11 protein-coding genes and 1 tRNA gene are annotated in these 20733 nt (G+C 43.7%); 2 read left to right on the top strand and 10 right to left on the bottom strand.

Features of this window, described 5'->3' with window-relative positions:
- The first annotated feature begins 682 nt into the window (after nucleotides 1-682).
- On the top strand, nucleotides 683-1438 hold the full coding sequence (locus NST94_RS01165) for an SDR family oxidoreductase (RefSeq protein WP_076303204.1): 756 nt from the start codon (nucleotides 683-685) through the stop codon (nucleotides 1436-1438).
- A 99-nt stretch (nucleotides 1439-1537) separates the two neighbouring features.
- Here NST94_RS01165 and NST94_RS01160 read toward each other — a convergent pair whose 3' ends face one another.
- The 6 genes from NST94_RS01160 to NST94_RS01135 form a co-directional block, all read right to left on the bottom strand.
- Nucleotides 1538-5845 (bottom strand): glycosyl hydrolase, encoded by a 4308-nt coding sequence (locus NST94_RS01160; RefSeq protein WP_339281553.1) that lies wholly within the window; start codon nucleotides 5843-5845, stop codon nucleotides 1538-1540.
- A 396-nt stretch (nucleotides 5846-6241) separates the two neighbouring features.
- A complete protein-coding gene (locus NST94_RS01155; RefSeq protein ID WP_076282640.1) occupies nucleotides 6242-6586 on the bottom strand; it encodes a hypothetical protein in 345 nt (114 codons plus the stop codon).
- 216 nt (nucleotides 6587-6802) lie between these two features.
- The gene (locus tag NST94_RS01150) at nucleotides 6803-7903 is read right to left on the bottom strand and encodes a glycerol dehydrogenase (protein ID WP_076101108.1); all 1101 of its coding nucleotides are present in this window, start codon (nucleotides 7901-7903) and stop codon (nucleotides 6803-6805) included.
- A gap of 163 nt (nucleotides 7904-8066) precedes the next feature.
- Nucleotides 8067-9461, bottom strand: coding sequence for an MATE family efflux transporter (locus tag NST94_RS01145; protein WP_076135377.1), 1395 nt, complete (start codon nucleotides 9459-9461; stop codon nucleotides 8067-8069).
- A gap of 118 nt (nucleotides 9462-9579) precedes the next feature.
- Nucleotides 9580-9663: transfer RNA gene (locus tag NST94_RS01140), tRNA-Leu, on the bottom strand.
- 229 nt (nucleotides 9664-9892) lie between these two features.
- A complete protein-coding gene (locus NST94_RS01135; RefSeq protein ID WP_076303205.1) occupies nucleotides 9893-14200 on the bottom strand; it encodes a bifunctional 2',3'-cyclic-nucleotide 2'-phosphodiesterase/3'-nucleotidase in 4308 nt (1435 codons plus the stop codon).
- 816 nt (nucleotides 14201-15016) lie between these two features.
- Between NST94_RS01135 and NST94_RS01130 the strand changes: the two genes are divergently transcribed.
- Entirely contained in the window at nucleotides 15017-15454 is a 438-nt protein-coding gene (locus tag NST94_RS01130; protein WP_076126935.1) for a hypothetical protein, read from the top strand.
- A 36-nt stretch (nucleotides 15455-15490) separates the two neighbouring features.
- On the opposite strand, the gene NST94_RS01125 is transcribed toward NST94_RS01130, so the two are convergent.
- The 4 genes from NST94_RS01125 to NST94_RS01110 form a co-directional block, all read right to left on the bottom strand.
- Nucleotides 15491-16405 carry a polysaccharide deacetylase family protein gene (locus NST94_RS01125; protein ID WP_076303206.1) on the bottom strand — a complete coding sequence of 305 codons (915 nt, stop codon included), beginning with the start codon at nucleotides 16403-16405 and terminating at the stop codon, nucleotides 15491-15493.
- Nucleotides 16377-17699: an MFS transporter gene (locus tag NST94_RS01120; RefSeq protein ID WP_076303207.1), complete on the bottom strand. Its 1323-nt coding sequence runs from the start codon at nucleotides 17697-17699 to the stop codon at nucleotides 16377-16379. The genes NST94_RS01125 and NST94_RS01120 overlap by 29 nt, the downstream gene beginning before the upstream one ends.
- Before the next feature lie 153 nt (nucleotides 17700-17852).
- Nucleotides 17853-18386 (bottom strand): DUF1854 domain-containing protein, encoded by a 534-nt coding sequence (locus NST94_RS01115; protein ID WP_051491493.1) that lies wholly within the window; start codon nucleotides 18384-18386, stop codon nucleotides 17853-17855.
- A complete protein-coding gene (locus NST94_RS01110) occupies nucleotides 18379-20574 on the bottom strand; it encodes an ABC transporter ATP-binding protein (protein ID WP_339189126.1) in 2196 nt (731 codons plus the stop codon). Before NST94_RS01110 ends, NST94_RS01115 begins: the two co-directional genes overlap by 8 nt.
- Nucleotides 20575-20733: the final 159 nt, after the last annotated feature.

The following is a 20733-nucleotide window of genomic DNA, read 5'->3' as shown; positions in this document are numbered from 1 at the left end:
ATAAGAGGCTGTCTCAAAAGTAGTGAACTCTACTTGGGGCAGCTTCTTTTTTATGGAATAGAAAAGTAATGGATTTTACTGTGCCATATGACTATATACCACGCGTAGTGTTCTCTGATATTGCGTTGGGTGGTTGGACGGTGGGCGGTTGGGCGGTGAGCGGTGGGTGTAGGCAGTGGGCGGTGGGCGACTTGCTAGGTGAGTTTTTCATACGGCTTGCGGTAGGGTTTAAACTAATTAGGGAAAAACTCCCTGAAAATAGCCGATATTCACTCTAAATGCACGAAATCAGGGAATTCCTCCCTAATAATTAGGGGGATTTCTTAATTAGTTACTAAATCGGCCGAAAATCAGGTAAGTTCTCCCTAATTACTCTATAAATACTTCACCTATTGCATCACTTGCAGCATCACTTGGAGCGACACATGAATCATCAATTGCTCATCACTTGGTGCGCCGCTTAATTCAATCGCTCAACATGTACATAAGAGCTGGAATAGGCCTCATCAGCTACTAAAACGTTCATCATCACCCTCTATATTCATATTGGTAAATGATGCCGTTTCTACTTCATGGTAAATATAGCTACTATTTTGGGTAATATATAGTCGAAGTAACAATTACACCTTACCTCTGATAAGAGTTAGATACTACATTTTTTTCACAAAAAGGAGATACCAACATGAGCAGACTTGCAGGAAAAGTAGCTATTATTACTGGTGGAGCAGGCGGTATTGGTAAAGGGATGGCCCTGGCTTTTGTTAAAGAAGGCGCTAAGGTAGCTATTATTGACCTCAATGAAGAAACCGGCAAAGAAACAATTAAAGAATTACAAGAATATCAACCTGAATCTATCTTTATTCAAGCGAACCTCAAGGAACACGATAAAATAGCTCACCTTGCTAAACAAGTAGCTGATAAATTTGGAAAAATAAATATTTTAGTAAACAATGCCCACGCATCCAGAATGAAATCTATTGAAGAAACTACACAGGCTGATTTCGATTTATCTTTTGATACAGGCTTCTATCCAACCTTCTATTTTATGCAAGCAGCACTACCGTATTTAAAAGAAGCACAAGGTAAAATTATTAATTTTGCATCGGGCGCTGGCCTCAACGGGGATACCAATCAAGGAACATATGCTGCTGCAAAAGAAGCCATCCGTGGAATTACCCGGGTAGCCGCTAATGAATTTGGTCCATTTGGTATCAACGTAAACATCATTGCTCCAATTGCTAATTCCCCTGGCATGATTGAATGGGCAGAAGCAAACCCTGAGTATTACCAAAACATGATTTCAAAAATCCCTTTGAGAAGATTGGGTGAACTGGAAAGTGATATCGGGCGTGTTGCGGTATTCCTAGCGAGTGAAGATTCCGATTATATTACGGGCCAGACTATCATGGTAGATGGCGGGTCTATTAAGCTTCGTTAATTTCAAGCAGATACTCGACTTAAAATGAATAAATTTGATGCTAAATAAATAAGCCGGAAGTGAACATCGTAAAATGTTCGCTTCCAGCTTTACTACTTTCTATTTAATCGTGATTTCGTCCACATATACGGTAGCACTACCTACTGGATCAGTTGCTGTGGTCATGACTTGAACGCCAATCGCTTGGGTCAAATTACGATCCGCTACCTTGCTGATATCCAGTGTTATTGTAGTAAATCCATTGGCATCTACTGGTGTAGCCGTAGAAGCAGTCCATGTTCCCCAGCTTGAGCCACTTTGGGTGAACAGCTGAGCCATTACACCGCTAACATCGCTTGCATCAATAGGTACAACCTTGATTTTAAGCGTAATTGTTGATACATTCGCTAAGTTGGTAACCACCATACGACGCAGCTGGAATTGCCCTCCATTCAATGTTAAGTCCGCTTGCATCGAATGAGTTCCCTCAGCATACACAGCATTGCTCACCGATAGATTCTGAGCCAGCGCTGTATTATATTTATTATTTTCATCCACATTGATGCTGAAGCCTTGCAGTGTATTGTCCTCGAAGCCATAGACGACAGCTTCAGGTGCGGTACCATTCTTCAGGGTCCGAACATCATCCAGATACAGCGTAGAAGTTCCCGTACCACTGAATCCCTCGAGCTTGATACCTATGGCCTTTACAGTATTAAGATCTGCAATACCTGCCAAGTTGAGCGAAATCGTAGTAAATCCGCTCGAATCTACTTTCACAGCTCCACTGTCAGCCCAAGACCAGGTTGATCCCGTCTTAATATACAAACGTGCATCCGCTGTTCCGTTCGACAGTTTAATTTGTGCGCTTAATTTATCAACCGCGCTCAGATCCAGACTGCCATTTTTGCTGAGCTCAAAAGCTCCATCTGAATCAAGTGAGAACAAGGTGCTTAACGAATGAGTTCCCTCAGCAGCCTCATCAGTCGAGATTACCGCCGCGCTTGCACTCGCATTATTTTGCTCTACTGTCCAGTCCTGAGTATCTTTTTCGAAACCATACAACAGCTTCGCCTGTTCTGGCGTGCTGCCAGGGCCTTCGCCCCCATTAGGAACGCCACCCGTTCCATCATTAAACGCTGCAATATCGTCGAAGTACAGCGTACCAGACGTACTTGCTACTATGTCCTTTTTATTTACGTAGATAGACACTGCCCGAATGTCCTTAAGGTTCTCTTTAGTGATTACTTTACCGGCATTTCCTGTATCCCATGGCGCTGGAGCGAACTGGCTGAATGGAATTTCCACCAAGCCAGGTGTCGTACCTGCCAGTGAAGGATAAGCTTCAAAAGAAATGCCGCTTGCATTGACCTGAATAACAAGCTTGTGGTCGCTGCCATCAGGTGCAATCCAGAGCTTCAATTTGTTGGCGTCCGACCAGTCGGCATTATTCATGTTTTTGGTACGACCTGTATAACCTTGGCCATCCACATTATAATCGAATCTCAGGCCATACTTGCCATCATTTTTATGGTCCGCATCAAGTGAGATCGTATTTAGATCACCCGCAGGACTTAATGCCGCACGAAGTAATTCATCATTCCCTTTGTAATTCTCAAAAGTATCTACAATCAATGGGTCCCCATTACCCTCTACGTCACTTACAAAGATTTGGATCGTTTGTGAAAGTACAGAACCATCCTTTGCATAGGACTTAACAGTAAGCATCACGCCAGTTTCGTCGAAGGCTACACCTGGTGTCCAATCTGCCAAGTAATAGAAACCTTCTGCGTCAGCTGCCATGCTGTACTCTGTTGTGTCATCCCCAATCAGGTAGGTTACTTTATCCACGTCCTGATTCAACACACGAACACGAAGGGTCGATGCTTTTGTCGTGGGCACTGTTTGGTTTGCCGTTGGTGAGGCAATGTGTAAAAAAGGTTGCTCGGTTTCTGTAGTTACCTGTTTCGAATACGCATCCGCAATAGCCACTTCATGGCTGAAGCTTGTATACGGATCATTATAATAGTCTACAAAATCAGGGAGCAGTTCATGATCCCCTAGCCCGTTTGGAGCATTTCTATAAGGGACAAAGATAGAATCTGTATTGAAATTCGCCCAAGTCTGCATGTACGCCATCCGTTTAGCATCCGGATCAGACTGCAGTGCAGCGATTAGCTTGGTAAAGAATTTCAGGTCCTTCGTTCCAGTTGGCTTCACACCCGAATAACCGAACTCAGTAAATGCTGCGATTTTGCCCTTATCATCCGCCAGCTTCGAGATCAGCTTAGCATCCTTCACGACTGAATCAAACCAACCCTCAGTGGTTCCGTCATAATAATTATCAAAGCCAAGGATATCGACATAGTCATCTCCCGGATACGTCTCAAGGAATGTCGCATCTGTGCCGTTAAATGGACTTCCCGGTGAGAACGCATATAAGAAGTTATGCACATCTTTTTTGTCCCTTAAGTATTCAACGGTATAACGATAAATTTCAGCATACTGCTCCTTCGTACGGTAAGGCGCACCCCACCAGAACCAGCCACCATTTTGCTCGTGGAATGGACGGAAAATGACTGGAATAGCTTTACCATCATCATCTTTTAAGTTATTCGCAAAGTCCGCAATCATATCCAGGAATGCATTAAACTCTGCATGTTTGTCACCGCCGGGTAATATATGCGTAAGCACATTCCCTTTGGTGTCATAAAAGTCCTTTCCTGTGACGAAGTTCGGCATATGCGAGCTTAATGTAAGCACGCCGCCTTTTTCATAAGCAGATTTCATCACGCCGATTAATTTATCACGATTCTCCAGCTGGGTTGCGCCTAGATCGCCTGGTTTCTCAAAACCTTCAAGACTAAGCGTATCCCAGCCGAACAGCCCCGGAAGGTCGCCTACTGCATTCTCGACCTCAGACTGCGTTCCGTCCTTTTCAGTAATAGAAAGTCCTTCTGTAGTAGCATGCTGATGTCCAAACAAGATCTCACTGCCGCGGATATCCTGTAAATAGGCGAATAGCGATCTAGTCTCACTACTTGCATCAACATCCGCTAAATTCTCGATACGTCCCACAGGACCCGTCGGGTCTGTCGGTGTCGGTGTTGCTGTTGCTGTCGGTGTCGCTGTTGGTGTCGGTGTTTCCGTTGGTATTGGTGTCGCTGTAGGTGCCGCGGTTGGATTAGTCGGACCTACCGGCGTTGTTGATGAGCCTGATGCCGAGGTAGGCGCTGGGGTAGTCGTTGCTACAGGACCTTGATTGCCTTTGATAATGACAATTGTGCCAGGAGCAATGGGCTTACCGTTCAACGTTACTCCTGTTGCTTTAACGTCCGCTTTTGCAATGTCGCCCTGACCGGAAAGAGTGGTTCCAGTCGCTTTGACAGCTACGTTTAGATTAGCAATCGATGCGCCTTCACCTAGGATCAGCCCCACAGTGCTATTTAGAATTCCCGTGGTGATCATCGTCCCAGTTCCAAACTCCAGTCTTGCTAGACTATCTACCGTTAGCTGAGAAATTTGGGTTGTACCACTCGTGAGGACACGAACCTCACCCTCTTTACGATTTATATTTACTTTGCCTAATGAGCTATTCTTAATAAGAATGGAGTTTATCCCGCCACCTGCAATAAATGTGGTGCCCGTAACCTTAATACCCTCAAGGGTCACTTCGCCGTTACCGATCCCAGCAGTTAGATACAGGTTTCCGTTTATCGTTGCATTTTTTAACACAACACCATCCTGATTAACGACTACATTCCCAAAAACTATTCCTCCTTCAAAGCTTCCAGATTGCGAGTAATAACTCTTCACTATTTTATTAATTAACGTTATAACTTCGGCACGGGTGATCCTTCCAAGCGGCTTAAAGGTTCCATCCTCATACCCTGTAATCAAACCTGAGAGCGCATGAACTGCATCCTTAGCATAAGCCTGAATCTGAGCGGAATCACTAAATCCGCTCATCGATGAAGCGCTTTCAATGTCTTGAAGAGTAAATATCCGAGCCAACATCGTCACCGCATCCTGACGCGTTATATAATCAGTAGCTTGTGCTTTATTCTCTGAGTATCCTTCATAATACCCAGCATATCGTGCCAACGAAAGCTGATCTGCATACCAATCGGTCGCTTTTACATCGGAAAAAGATTGATCTGACTTCATATAGAAACCAAATACCTTATTCAAGATCGTAGCAAACTCAGCTCTTGTAATTCCTTCATTGGGATGAAAAGAACCATCCTGATACCCGTTTAATACGCCATTTTCTACCCACTTCGCAATATTTTGTTGTGCCCAGTGACCCTGTGTATCACCGAATCCCACAGTCGATGGCGCTGCTGCTGCAGAAATTACAGAGGGGAAAGGAGACATTATCATTGCACAGGCAAGTATACTCCCCAGCCACTTTTTCGCTTTTTTCATTCCTAATTCTCCTTCGAAAATGAATGGATTTGATAATAAGAATAGCCAACCAGCTGTTATGAACCCAATAACTATCTGTCCTTATAGAAGACAATTACAGACCTACTCGCTAACTATTCACCTCCACATACTCAGCTTCGTTATTAATAACAAACACTAACAAAATATTTTAATTTCGTTAGATATTTCGGTATATGCAAGATTATAGCGGTTACATTGGCATAAAACAATCTAAATATTCCCTTTTGTTATAATTATTTTATTGTTTACGTTAGTATTAATGTTAGTAATTCCGAAAATAAATAACAAAATTCAATTTAATATAACAAAAACAGACACCCCGCAGGAGTGCCTCCCAATAATCATATAGATGAGATCCGATTCATTTATCATGTTTTATTGGTGGCACGGAAACACAGATGTACCTTCCCGCACCTCTTTCGTCAGATCGTCCATAGTGACAAGATTACGTGTAGTTCCGAGAACGATAATGACATAATACGATTGCCCACTTGAATCCTCGAGCACTACCTGATAACCCGACCCTCCAAATAAGGGTTTGCAAATCGTTGCAACTCTCAGCGACGCACTTTCCGTGTACTCTTTGCGCACATAATCCATTCCAAGGCTTCCTGCTGCCTGCTTGTTCTGACGCTCCGAATTTCCGTGAATTACTGCTATTATTACCGCTCCAATAATTATGATAATAAGGACTAGATAACCTAAATGTTTTTTTCTCATCTTTCCTCCTTATTACATAGAGTGATATTGGCTCAGCAACGGGGCGATTAGCAATAATCTCGTTTCCGTAGGCACCCTATCCCGTGATTAAGTATGCCGAAGCCGATACCTATAAGCATAATTTTACCCCTACTCTACTTCAACAGCTTAACCTATATAAAAACAAAAGGCACCCCCAAGGGCGCCTTCATTATCACTACATATTAGTTGTGCTAGTTATTTATAAGACTCTGCCAGCGAGTTCGCCACCACTATCGCATTGTACACATCTTCCGGAGTAACCGGGAACGGCATATTGCCCATTGTGTCTCCTTCTGCACAAGCAGCTTCAGCAACTTGGCGCCATTCGGATTCGATAAATTCCGTGCACCCCAGATCGGCGAGGGTTAGCGGAAGATCTACATCCTTGATAAGCTTAATGACAGTTTCCAGCTCCTCATTTGAGGCATTTTCCAGTACTAACTGGGCTAAAAGACCAAACGTAACCTTTTCACCATGCTGAGCTTTGTGTAGTGAAGGAACGGCTGTCATCCCATTATGAATAGCATGCGCGGCAGCCAGACCACCAGATTCAGCACCCACACCACTTAGATAAATTGTCGCTTCAATGGTTTCCTCCACCGCGCGTGTATAGAGTTTCTGATCGACCGCACGTTTTGCTTTTACCGCATTCTTAAGTAGAGCTTCATAACAAAGTCTTGATATACCTAGACCCGTTGTAGAAGGTTTCATAAGTACGAGATTGTCGCCATTAGAGGCATAACAAGCACGGGCTTCAAAATAAGTAGCCAGTGCGTCGCCAATTCCAGCTGCGAAAAAACGGGAAGGCGCTGAAGCTAAAATCGCTGTATCCGCCAAGACTACATCCGGATTACTTGGGAGGAATAAGTATTGATCAAATGAACCATCTTTATTATAAATGACAGCCAGCGCTGTACATGGTGCATCAGTAGATGCGATCGTCGGAAAAATAACTACAGGCAGCTTCTCATAATAAGCAGTAGCTTTTGCGGTGTCCAGTGTTTTACCTCCGCCGATACCGACGATGATATTCGCCCCAGCTTTACGGGCAAGTTCCCGATTACGATTAATCTCTTCCTGAGTACATTCATAATTGAATTTTTCAAAAGTAGCCTTATTCCCCGCACCTTCGATGGAACTTCCCGCCTCTTTCTTAGCACGTTCCAAAATGAACTCATCACAGATCACATAGGCATGATCGCCAAACGCCTTAATATACTCATTCAGATCTGACAGTAAGTTATGGCCGGAGATAAATTTCTTTGGTGAAGTAACGGATCTAACGAAATGTGACATTGTGCAAGACTCCTTGTTGTGTGTTTTAGTAAGCATAAAGACGCAATTCCTACATATTATTACCCCGCTACCCAAGAAATACTCAAGCTGCATTCTCCAAAGGTACTCATCAGAGCATGCAAAAAAGACACCCCTCAGGGCGTCCTTTGATTTTTTATATCTATTATATAACACGATGCTGAACCCATTTCTTGCCCATAAATCGCCGCAGGAAAATCAAACCTCTGATCCCCCACTCACAATTCATCGCCAGCCAAACGCCGAGTATACCAAAGTTCAGAACAATACCTAAGATGTATCCGAGCACTACACGGAACAGCCACATCGTAAGCATCGAAACCATGGAGGTAAACTTGGAATCCCCTGCCGCTCTAAGCGCCGAAGGCGTAATAAAGCTTATAGACCATAACGGAATTTGCGCAATCGTATTGATGAGCACAATCAGGAAGATATCACCCACAATCTCAGCAGGAGGATGGAACATAGACACTAATGGATTGAAAAAAGGCATAATCAGCAACCCCATCACCACCAGGGAAAGAGAAGAGGTGACAAGGAATGATTTAATAAATTTTCGAGCATCCTTAACATTATTGCTTCCCATACATTGTCCCACCACTGTAATAATCGTCAAGGACAACGCATTCCCCGGGATTTGCATAATTCCTGCAAAGGAGGAGGCAATCGCATTAGTCGCAAGTGCATACGTACCCAGACTAACGATGAAGATCTGAGTCAGAATTTTACCACCATTAAAGAACATCTGCTCTGCCGCAAACGGCATCCCGATGAACATTATTTTTTTCAGCATAGACAGCTTAACCGCTACAAGATCGCGAATACGGATATGCAGATCGTTGTCCAATCGGAATAGATAATAAAGTGCGCAGAACGCCCCCAGGTATCTAGCTATATTTATAGAAATGGTCATCCCCAGAACACCCATATGCAACAGGTTAATAAAGACGAGATTCAATAAGACATAAGTTAAATTCATAATTAGCGAAAGTACAAGCGAGGCCCTCGTTCTACCAATTCCACGAAGAGCACCACATACCGCTTCCACAACAGCTATACCAAGATAAGAGATACAGCTCCCGATTAAATATATTCGGGCGTTCTCCATAACCTCCGGTGAGGCCGCTCCAAATAGTAAATTCAACAGCGGATTGTGAAAAAGAATTCCGAACATCCCAATAGCAAATGCCATCAGCGAAACAGATGACGTAGCACCTGCCGTAGCTTTTGACACCATGAGGTCATTGCCGCTCCCTTTATACTGCGCAACAACAACCGTCCCACCTGTTGAGACGGCAATAAACACACTAATGAGAAAAATATTAAGAGAATCTATCATATTGACCGCACTGATAGCTGCCACACCAGACGAGCTTATCATAGCTGTATTCACTAGATTAAGACCCACCACAAAGGCCTGATCCACTAGGATAGGGATGAATAAAGCAATCATCTGACGATAATCTATCGATTCACCAGAGAAATACTTTTCTAGAAACCGCACACTTTGCTTCGTATTTACACCTACATTAGGCTCCATCTTTGCTTCACTTCTTTTACATAGAGTTTGTCAAATTGAATTATGCGTATAAATAGAAAAAGGCTCTTCAGGTTGAAGAGCGATTCAAAAGTATTGCCTGTTTATATGCACTTAGGTATGCGGTCGAGAGGACTCGAACCTCCACGGGGGTTAGCCCACACGGACCTGAACCGTGCGCGTCTGCCAATTCCGCCACGACCGCACAAGATATAAAAAAAAATACAGTGCAGAATATAAGTTAACATGATTTCACAGAAAGAGCAACAACAAATTTAACAAGTAAAAGCGCCTTCGGTGTCCTTGTAAGGGCAGTAAGCGTTTAAGGGAAGACTATAAGAGTATTGGTGTCACTTATACTTTCTTATATTTAAAAAAAGTGTATCGATGCCCTCAAGAGGATCATCGATACACTTTTAGTTAGAACAATAGAATTATGATGCTTGTCCAAGCATGCGATAGATGATAACCGCTGCTTGAGCGCGATTAGCTATACCCTTAGGTGCAAATTTCCCACCATCAACACCGTTGACGATTCCCAATTGAGTTAGCTGTGCGATAGCCTCTTGTGCATAAGGAGCAATACTGGATTTGTCTGCAAACTTACCCAATGCTGCATTTTTATCAATCGGCTGTAGTTTGTCTTTCAGTGCGTTAGCAACCATAATGGCCATCTCTTCACGAGTCACTTCACGACCCGGTTCAAATTTGCCATTTCCAGAGCCTTGTACAAGTCCAGCCTTCACCGCAAGGGCGATAGAATCCGTGTACCAAACTCCTTGTTTAACATCGTTGAACGAACTGGTTGTCGCTGAACCCGTAAGATTCAGTGCGCGTACCAGCATCGTAACGAACTCTGCTCTAGTCACTGTTTTGGTTGGCGCAAAAGTATTTGCATCCAGACCTTTCAGAATGCCCTTAGCAGCCAATGCTTCAATAGCTTCTTTCGCCCAAGCTACCTTGCCCAGATCCTTGAAGTTTGCTGCTGGCGCAGTAGTTGGTGCAGGTGTTGCCGTTGGTGCTGTTGATGGTGCTGGTGTTGCTGTTGGTTTCGCGGTTGGAGTAGGCGTTGGAGTTACACCGGTAGAACCGCCTCCACTGCCACTGCCTGATCCCGAATCAGCCTTTAATTTATTAATAATACGACCTTCAATGGCTGCTTTAATCTCTTTGCCATTAAACGTCTTTACAATGTAGTCGTAGAACACGTCCAAATCAATAGGTCCAGCCAATGAATCACTAGCTTGAGTCAGAACCTTGTAGTTATCTCCACCCGCAGCCATAAAGTTATTTACTACTGCTGTATATTTCTGCGTAGGATTAATTGGTGTTCCATCAGTTAGTGTGAGGCTCGCAATACGATCGGCTACTGGCAGATACATATTCGCTGTATATTTCAGTCCGGAAATTTGCAGCGTTTTGATATCTGGTGTTCCATCAGCTTTTACATTCCATTGCTGTTGCAGCAATGTTTTGATTTGCGCTCCGGTTAGTGTCAGCTTCACAAGCGTGTTGCCGAATGGCTGAATTTTAGCCAGATCGCCGAAGGTTACAGGACCTTTCGGAAGGTCCGCACGGATACCGCCTGGATTCATAAAGGCGAAATCGGCAGCTTTTGCACCATCGCCGAAGTCAGCATTACGCATAGAGTCAGCAATCAGATTACCAAGTGCAGCCTCATTATTGTAAGCATCGGTACGAGTGATAGTTCCGTCCGTTGTACCCACTGGTTGAGTAAGCTCAGGATGCTTCTCAAGGTAAGCATTAACCAGTGCCACACTTTCCGGATCTGGTGTTACCCCATCATGGAAGGTGGAAGTTACCACAGCAGACTTGTCCTTCACATCACCTGTTTTAGGATCAATGATCAACTTGATATCCTCAAATGCTGTACCGTAAGAATAAGCTTGTACAATCAGCTTGCCGTTTACTGTTCCATTTGCAAGTGCATGGTTATCACCAGCAACGATAACATCAACAGGGGATTCCGCAGGAAGCGCATTGGCTAGATCAGCCGCTTCACCTGTAGTCACACCATCTTTGGTTGTTGCAGGATCATGTGCAAGCACGATAATCGTCTCAACACCTTTAGATTGAAGCTCCTTAGCGTATTTCTCAACAGCCGCCACTTCCTCTTCAGGCGTGAGGAAATGCACGCCAGCCGTACCGGAAGGTGCCACCTTGCTTGGTGTGGATTTCGTTACAAGACCAATAAAGCCGATCTTCACACCGCCTACTTCTTTGATTACATAAGGATTAATAATTGGCTCGCCAGTTTTGGCATCCACTGCATTCGCATTAACATAATCAAAGTTTGTACCCTTGTGGGTAACGTTGCTATCCTTAGGGTCCACTCCGCCGTTCAATTGTGTCATTAGCGCTTTGACACCTTGGTCAAATTCATGGTTTCCTAGGGAGCCCACATCAAATCTCATCAAGTTCATCCACTCAATCGTCGGCTCATCGCGCTCAAGTGAAGATACTGGAGCAGATGCACCTACGGAATCTCCGTTATGGAAGAGTAGAGAATTATCGTATTTAGCCTGTGCTTCTTTCAGATAAGTCGCAAGAATAGCGGCTGTTCCCACGTTCTTATTGTTTACGACAGACACCGTATCCAGTTGACCGTGGAAATCATTAATTCCAAGAAGGTGAACTTCTACGTCCTTAGCTGGTAGAGCCAATTCATAAATACTAAATCCCTTAATATCTTTTTCACCAGTGTCCTTAATGTTGGCCGGCATAACTTTCGCCGCTTCTGGTGACGAAGTAAACGTGAGATTTACGTCATCCGAAAGTGGAGCCAAAGACCAGTTGCCATCCGCAGAAGGATCTATTGTACCTACTTCTTTGATGTAGTCCATAAGGATCTGGCGATTCTCATCTTGGGAATCGACTAGAATCTCCGAACCCTTCACACCTGGGAAATTCCCTCCGCCACTTGCACGGTAGTTGTTAGTTACAACAATAAAGTCTTGGTTAGGATCCAACGTTTTACCTTTATACGTAATTTGCTTCACACGACTCGATGAAGCATCGTTAATCACACCGGTAGGACTATATTTTGCAGGTTTGGTTACATCAATTGTGTACTTAATGCCATCAATAACATCGAAGTTATAAACAGCAAACTCCCCATTCAGCAAGCTTTGTGGAGCTGTGATGTCTTCTTTGATGGTATTAAACGCACCCGCACTCATTTCAACCCATTCCTTAACAACAGAACCTTTAACTTTAATAGCTTTCAGCGTGTTGTCATACAAATACAAGTCACTTGCACTACGAATAGTCAGTGGACCTTTCTCAATACTCGTGTACTCTGAAGGACCGTTACGCCCAGCCTTGAAAGGAGCACCTACACTGAGAATCGGAAGATTTTTATACTGTGGAAGATTGGTATCAATATACTTCTCCACATACCACTTCTGGGCATTGGTAACAATCTGCACGGTAGGGTCGTCCTGAACCATTGCAAAATAGCTGTTCATCGGAGCGGTAGTAACACCTAGCTCTTGACCTGTATAGTCAATAGTAGCTTGGTGATCTGCTGCAACAGCAGCATCAACAGCAGCATCCGGTATAGCATTGGCTATGGAGCGGGTTGAGGCAATGGATTTATCTTTATCCACTTCCCATTTTCCGCCTACTTCCACCAATTTGAGATCAATCAGGCCCAAGTAACCCCCACCATAACCCGCTTGCACGGCTGGAGTCCCGTTAATGTGGCCGTAAACATTATCAACAACAGATTGAGCGTTATTATACGCCTGCCCTGTTAATGGATCCTTGAAAGAAGCGTCAAGGGATTTATTATCAACTGTTGGGAACACCTTGTGAGTGTGTGAGAAAGTAATCGCATCAATGCCGTCAACCTTACTTAAAAGATTGATAGCATTCTCTGCACCAGTACCTGCAACTGCAGTTGCATCGAAGCCGGTATGTGCCATTGCTACGATTACATCGACACCCTCACTCTTCATGATAGGAACATATTTTTCTGCTGTTTCAGCAATGTCCTTAGCAATGACTTTGCCTTCCAGATTAACCTTGTCCCATTCCATAATCTGCGGGGTCACAAGACCAAGCACACCGACTTTAATATCCCGGAGCTGGTTATCGCTGTCCACTATTTTTTTATCAAGAATGACATAAGGTTCAAAAGCATTTACGTCATTATCTGGATTACCATCTTTATCATCAATATATATATTGGCATTTACATAGGGGAAGTCCGCACCACTCAATGGGTTATTAGCACTGCCCTTAATAGTCCGATTTAAGAATTCCAGCCCATAATTGAATTCATGATTACCAAAAGTCGCAACATCATATTCCATAATATTCATAGCCGCAATCATAGGGTGTAGCTTAGTCTCTGATTCTACTAAATTACTTTCATTCGCGATGTAAGTACCCAATGGCGTACCTTGAATCAAGTCCCCATTGTCGAGCAGAAGATTATTATCAGGATATTCGCTCCTAGCATAAGTAACCAACGTAGCTGTCCGATCGAGTCCTACAGTTGTAGAAGCCGCATTCTTAAAATAGTCCCAGCCGTAGACATTGGTGTGCACGTCCGTCGTGCTCATCAGCCGGAGTTTGGCTGTGGCTGCGGATGCTGCTTCAGCTTTATCTGTACCCCAAGCTGCACCCAAACCAATACCTCCAAACACCTGCAAAGAAAGCACTGCAGTTGCTAATACAGAAGCAATCGGCTTATTCCATCGTGTCTTCCATCCCATAATAATATTAGTCCTCCCTATCATTTTCACATAATTTCTGTGATATTATATCACACAAACATAACCAATTATCATATAATTGTAAAAATAATATAAAACAATGTTAAATATAATAACATAAGAAGAAAGACCTAGACTCATGAATCCGTTTTTATAGGTCAAGAGTCAATAGATGCAAAAAGAACACATCTTCACCAGATGTGTCCTAAAAACAATCCTATATAAAGTCTAGAAAAGTCGAATCTATGTCCGGCACTACTTTTTACCCATTCATAGCAGTAATCCCAAAACAGATTGCAGTTATTAAAGATAAGGGTGTCATCACAAGTTTTTCTTTCATGCTCCTCGACAATAAGTTCATTATAGTATTAAGCATTAAATAGACGGCAAAAAAATAACATACCCTTCTATCAAAAGGTAATCCAATAGAGATCACATTCCCTGCCTGCAATAAGTACAGGATGGCAACTAGCTGTATCACTACTGAAACTCCACACGCGACTCTCATTTGTGAAGGCATAATTCTATGTCTTCCTCCCATTGCAAATTCCCCATAAGGCAATCCCAGAGACAGCAGTATATAAAGAATCACTGCTCCCAAAAAAGTAATACTCCCAATCCATGCTGATATCAAGTTTTCACCCCTCCATAATTTATTTATCGCACATTAAATTATATGAGTGTAATGAATTATTATGGGCATCAACACAAATGGTAGCTCTTTCACCCAAATATTTTTTTATGATGAACTAGCACAAGCAACACAAAAATATCTGAGTAATATAGAAGTAAATAGACCAATGAGGTGATCCACAAATGGCAAATACAACGAAGATTCGCAAACGTGCTGAACAGCTGAAAGGTAGACCCGTGTGCATTACGTTACATGATGGACGTACGTATATAGGATGGATAACCGGCCTCGATAAGAATGGACTGACCCTTTCCAAACCACGTAAAAACAAACACAGAAAATCAAAAAAACACTCTTCTTCCCGCTCTCGGAAAGCAAACGTATCAGGATTAATGCCCTTATTCGGCTCACTTTTCGGAATGGGTGGAGGCGCTCTAGGCTCCGCAGGAGCAGGGGCTGCCAGTTCTGGAGGCGGTGGTTTTGGCGGATTTGGCGGGTTCGGGGGAATCGGCAACTTTATTGGAATGGTACAAAAAACTATGCCGGTTATGAAGATGGGCTACAATATGATTAAATCTATTTCCCCCTTCCTTAACGGGCTAAAAGGATTAATGGGATAATCAAAAGACACCCCTCAAGGTGTCTTTTATTTTTGCTCATAATCTTATCAGGTTCTTTAACAATCTGCCTGCAGATCTTAACCGTGGACGTTTTAGATGCTCCTGTACATAACGATAATTCGTCAATTCAACCTTAGCATCACTGAGGGCATAGGTAAAATCATCATCAAAGGGCAACTTATACTCCCAAACTCGCTTACTCCAGTGCGGAATATTTGCTTGCATCCATGGATCGTCTATCCCGGGATGAATATAGGTCTCACTAACGCCATCCGGCAACGAATACAGCTTAGCAATAATAGATCTTTTAAAACTTTCATACGTCTCGCCTTCCTCTACACCAAAAGGATGCGATAGCAAATAGTCGGGAATCGGCACCCCAAACGTATCCGCCAGCCCTGCTCCAAGGGCAACTGGTCGTTCAATATTTTTCAGCGATGCCAAAAGCGGATCCTCAGCATGGATGTATCTGAAGAATCGTGAGGGCAATCCCCAGCGCGAAATTTTCCACAACGTCTGCGGTAGCAAGCTGCGTCCTGTTTCCATTCCGTATAAACTACCCATGTGGTTGTCTACATGGCTAATCACTATTCCCGACTGTTTTACTCGCTCGTACTGCGCATCTATCTCCTTTAGTACGGCTTTTGTCTGCGCCCCCTGTTCGAACTCTTTTACCGTCCTATATTGATATCCGCTCTCGTCATGAAGAGAAGTCTCTCCCGTCAGGCTCGCCCAGCGCAAAGCCTCAAATTCACTAGTCATCGTCAAGTGAAGTCCCACATTCCGTTGTTGCCTGCGACTACACCATGCAGCTGCCTCCTCAAACCCAGGGGCCACCGCCATAATCGTTGCTGAGGATACCTTTTCCTCTTCCAGCAGATGTTTAATCGCCTGATTCATTGGGGGACTTTGCCCAAAATCATCACAATTGATGATTAATTTTTTGTTCATAGTCAGCCTCACCTCTCAAAGAGTCCATAAATGTAAATTTCATTGTGAAGGATATGACAACAGCTATGGCCAACAGACATAATGGCACCACACTTATTAAATACCTAAATGTCGCTTCAGGATTGGACCCTGGATCATCGCCGCCTTGATAGCCAAAGATCATACCTACAATGAAAAAAGCTAACGCAGAGATTAACCCGCTTGAACGAGTAATGAATCCGCTTACAGCCGTGTAGATTCCTTCTCTTCTCAGACCTGTTTTTTCCGCATCCTCATCAATAATCTTGCCACCTACTATTGCTGGGGTCACTAGAAATCCGGCTAATCCGAAACCGACAACTACGCCAGCAGCCACACCACTTAAGAGATCATAACCAAACCATAACGGAATTACCGATAACGCATATAAGATCAGTGATAACCGCCACGCCTTAACCCCGTCCATCTTACGAATCATCCAGTACCACACGAATACTAATGGAATGACCGAAACAAAAACAGCTGCAAGTAAAATCGATACCTGAGCCTCGGAGATATGAAGTACATATTTTGCATAAAAAGGAATCATCGAGCTTACAAGTCCATTCACCGTTTGGGCAAAAGAGTTCGAAATATTAAACACCCAAAACTTTTTATTCCGAATGGTCTCCCGAAAAGCCGGAATCAACTTCAAGGGTTCCTGCTCTGTGAGCTCCTTCTTTTCTTGGACATTCATCATACATAAAAACATAAACACTCCAAAGAGATAGGCATACACTATAGCCATATTAGAGAAACCAATAGCTGCAAAAATAATTGGGGTTAAGGCAGTACCGATTAACAAAGCTACAACTTGATAACCTTGCTGAATCGCGGAGGCTTTTGCCCGAATACGGTCTCCACGGAAGAGCTCCGGGAGTAACGCTCCATAATTCACCCATAACACAGTGGCGACAGCCTCATAGAAAATAAGTGTGACTAGAAACCAAGTGAACAATCCATTTTCAGATAATCCGCCGGGAGGGGAGAAAACCAGTACAAATGCCAGCATGAATAACGGAATTGAGCCAAACACCCATGGTCTGCGTCGACCCAAACGAGTATCTGTGCGATCTGACCAATAGCCGAATAACGGATTGTTTACCGCATCCCAGATCAGAAAGATGGTTCTGGCTAATGTAGCAAGTCCAATGCCCAATCCTAATTTTTCAACATAAAAGTAACTGTAAAATGAACTAAATGCCTGACTGGGAACCATCATCGCAAACATCCCTAAAGCAAAGGTGTACGGCGAATTGATCCATTTATGCTTCACTCACATACCTCCCCTATGGTAAAGATCCGGTTGTAATATATTACCATACCGAAGAGAGAACGCCATCAAATTTTTCCTTAGCAGAAACTACGGATAAAAAAAGAGGCCCCGCAGGCCATCAACAAATGGCTGCGGAGCTTTTTCATAACTAGACTATAAAACATCCTTCAGCTTACTTCGGCTCTGAACATCCAGGGCTAGATAATCACGGATTTCGCATCTTTTTCCATTGATATCCGTAAGAATGATTCGTTTATGACTTGGATACTGCATATGCTCGTGCAGGTTCCGCATAACGATCCGGGTCTGGCCCAGATTCGTTTGCAGCTCCCAAATCCACATATCCGCTTTTTGCTTAATAGAATCAATGCGGGTTACAACCGGAAGAAAATACCGCAGCCGGAGCTCTGTGTCCACTTCCACCCGACTTTCTTCATCGAGCTGATCAATGTCACGAATGACTCCGATCTCCTCACTCTTGGAGTTACGGACGGAAATATACTCCGTGGTGTATTGAAAAGGAAATATTCGAAAAAGAATTAATTCCTCATATACCTGACCCTCCACCACTCCTTGAAACACGCCACCTTGACTGCGGCTAAAAGAGATTGCACCCGGTTCAAGAATGTTAATCTCATAGGGATCTTTAGGATTCAATTCCCCGTTAACAAGATTCGGATCACTCATGCATCTCAACCCCCTTAATCTGCGACATTTCCTTCTGTGCCTCAACTAGCTTGAAGTAAGCACCTTCTGCAGCAAGCAATTCCTCATGTGTACCCACTTCAATGATCTTCCCGCGTTCAAGCACTACAAGACGGTTCGCATTTCTTAGCGTGGATAATCGATGGGCAATCGCGAATGTCGTTCTGCCTTTTACCAGTCGCGAGATCGCTTCTTGAATTTGCCGCTCGGTCACTGTATCTACAGAAGCTGTTGCTTCATCTAGGATTAGAATTCGCGGATCGTGAATTATTGCTCGGGCAATAGACACTCGCTGCTTCTCTCCACCGGACAATTTATGGCCACGTTCCCCAACTCTTGTATCATAGCCATCCGGCAATTGAACGATAAAATCATGGGCGTTGGCAATTTTTGCAGCGCGCATGATTTCTAATTCCGTAGCGTCCGGTTTAGAATAGGCAATATTCTCAGCAATCGTTCCGTCGAATAGAAACGTCTCCTGCAGCACTACACCGATCTGACTACGCAGATCTGACTGGCTGATATTTCGGATGTCCACACCATCGATGGTAATGGTTCCCTCATCTGTATCATAGAAGCGACAGATCATATTAATGAACGTCGACTTACCGGCACCTGAATGTCCGACCAGACCAATCATCTCGCCCGCACCCACTTTTAAATCCACGTTCTTGAGCACAGGATGATGTTTTTCGTATCCATAAGTAACCCGCTTAAACTCAACCTCACCGTTTACGCGGCCGATGGCTGCTGGATTCACAGTATCAGGCACATCTGACGGTGTATCCATAATTTCAAAGACCCGATCTGCTGCTGAAATCGCATGGCTGGCCCAGTTGATCATTTGGCTCACCCACTGCAAAGGTCCGAGAAGCATCCCAAGGTAGGTCACCAAAGCGATTAGCGTACCGATGGATAATTGGCCCTGTAGCACCGTTTTCCCGCCATAAAACCAAATTAATAACGTACCCACACCAGCAACCAACGCAAAAGCAGGAAACATCCCCTGCCATAAGCCTTCGATCCGAATATTATGCCGAACCAGCTCCTTATTGGCGACTGTATAACGTGACATCTCTGTTGTTTCCTGACCGAATGCTTTGACTACACGAATCCCCTGCAAAGAATCGCCAACCAAAGCGTTTAATCTAAAAATAGATCTCCACTGCTGGTACCAACGTCTGCCAATCATCGGCCATAACACGGTCGACAGCACCACCATAAGCGGCATAGGCAGCATAGCAAGCAGCGTTAGCTTCCAATCCATACTGAACATAATAGTGAAAATAGCGATTACCCGCAGCGATTCACCCGAGACCCAGATTACACCGTCAGTCATAAATTGCCGCATCGCCTCTGAATCATTATTCACCCGTCCAATAAATTGCGAAGATTGTCTTCGGTCGAAAAAAGATAAAGATAATTTCATCAAGGAATGATACACATCATGACGAAGATCACCCATGATTTTGGAACCAATCCATACCCCTATAAGTCCACGTAGCGTCTGCATTAAAGTAATTACTAAGGATGTGGCTGCTAGCCCGATCACAATCCATAGAAGCGTTGAGCCCATATCCTTTTCTGTCAACACATTATCAACGATCATCTTCGTCAAAAATGGTGGAACAAGCTCTACCAATGTAGTAAAAATCAACATAATCGCCGCGGCGATCATTTGGATCTTATAAGGCTTAGCGTAACTCAACATCCGAAATAGAACCTTGCCGTTACTCTTGCACACCGGACAAGCTTGTGAATCTTCCGGCAGCGGATTGCGGCATTTTGGACAATTTCTTGGAAACTCTTTTTCAGAAGCGGTTGGCCGTTCCTCGCCTTTAGCTACAGCGCCAATTAATTTAGAAGCAAAACCAAATATAGAGGTAAGTGATGCTGTATAACGTATAAGTATAATAGGCCCCTCTTGGGTATCCACAAGCAACGATCCGCCGCCTACCCCGCCTACTACCCGGGCATCAGTAATATTCGAGACTAGAAGCTTTGAGACCAGTTTCCCGTCCGTTCCCCAAACGGAAATCTCCTTCTCAGTCAATACAAGCCACTGCTCACCGAATTGCCCATCTTTCATTAAATCAGATACAGAGTGAAATAAAGGTTGTTCTGTAAGCTGTATTTCTATAGACTTGGGAAGTTTATCAATAGATGTCATACATTTCTCCCCTTTCTTTACCCACCTATTTACTCACATATATTTACAGTGGTAAAGATGAAAAAATGATTATAATTGTTTTGTATGGTTATTTAAACAAATAAAAAGACACCTCTAAAGGTGTCTTTTTGTATTACTTCCTATGGTACTGGCTATACG

Origin of the sequence: Paenibacillus sp. FSL H8-0282, from assembly GCF_037963825.1 — a bacterium.
GTDB classification, from domain to species: domain Bacteria; phylum Bacillota; class Bacilli; order Paenibacillales; family Paenibacillaceae; genus Paenibacillus_AQ; species Paenibacillus_AQ odorifer.
The sequence above is the reverse complement of the archived record's forward strand: the minus strand, read 5'-3'. Positions and strand labels throughout refer to the sequence as shown.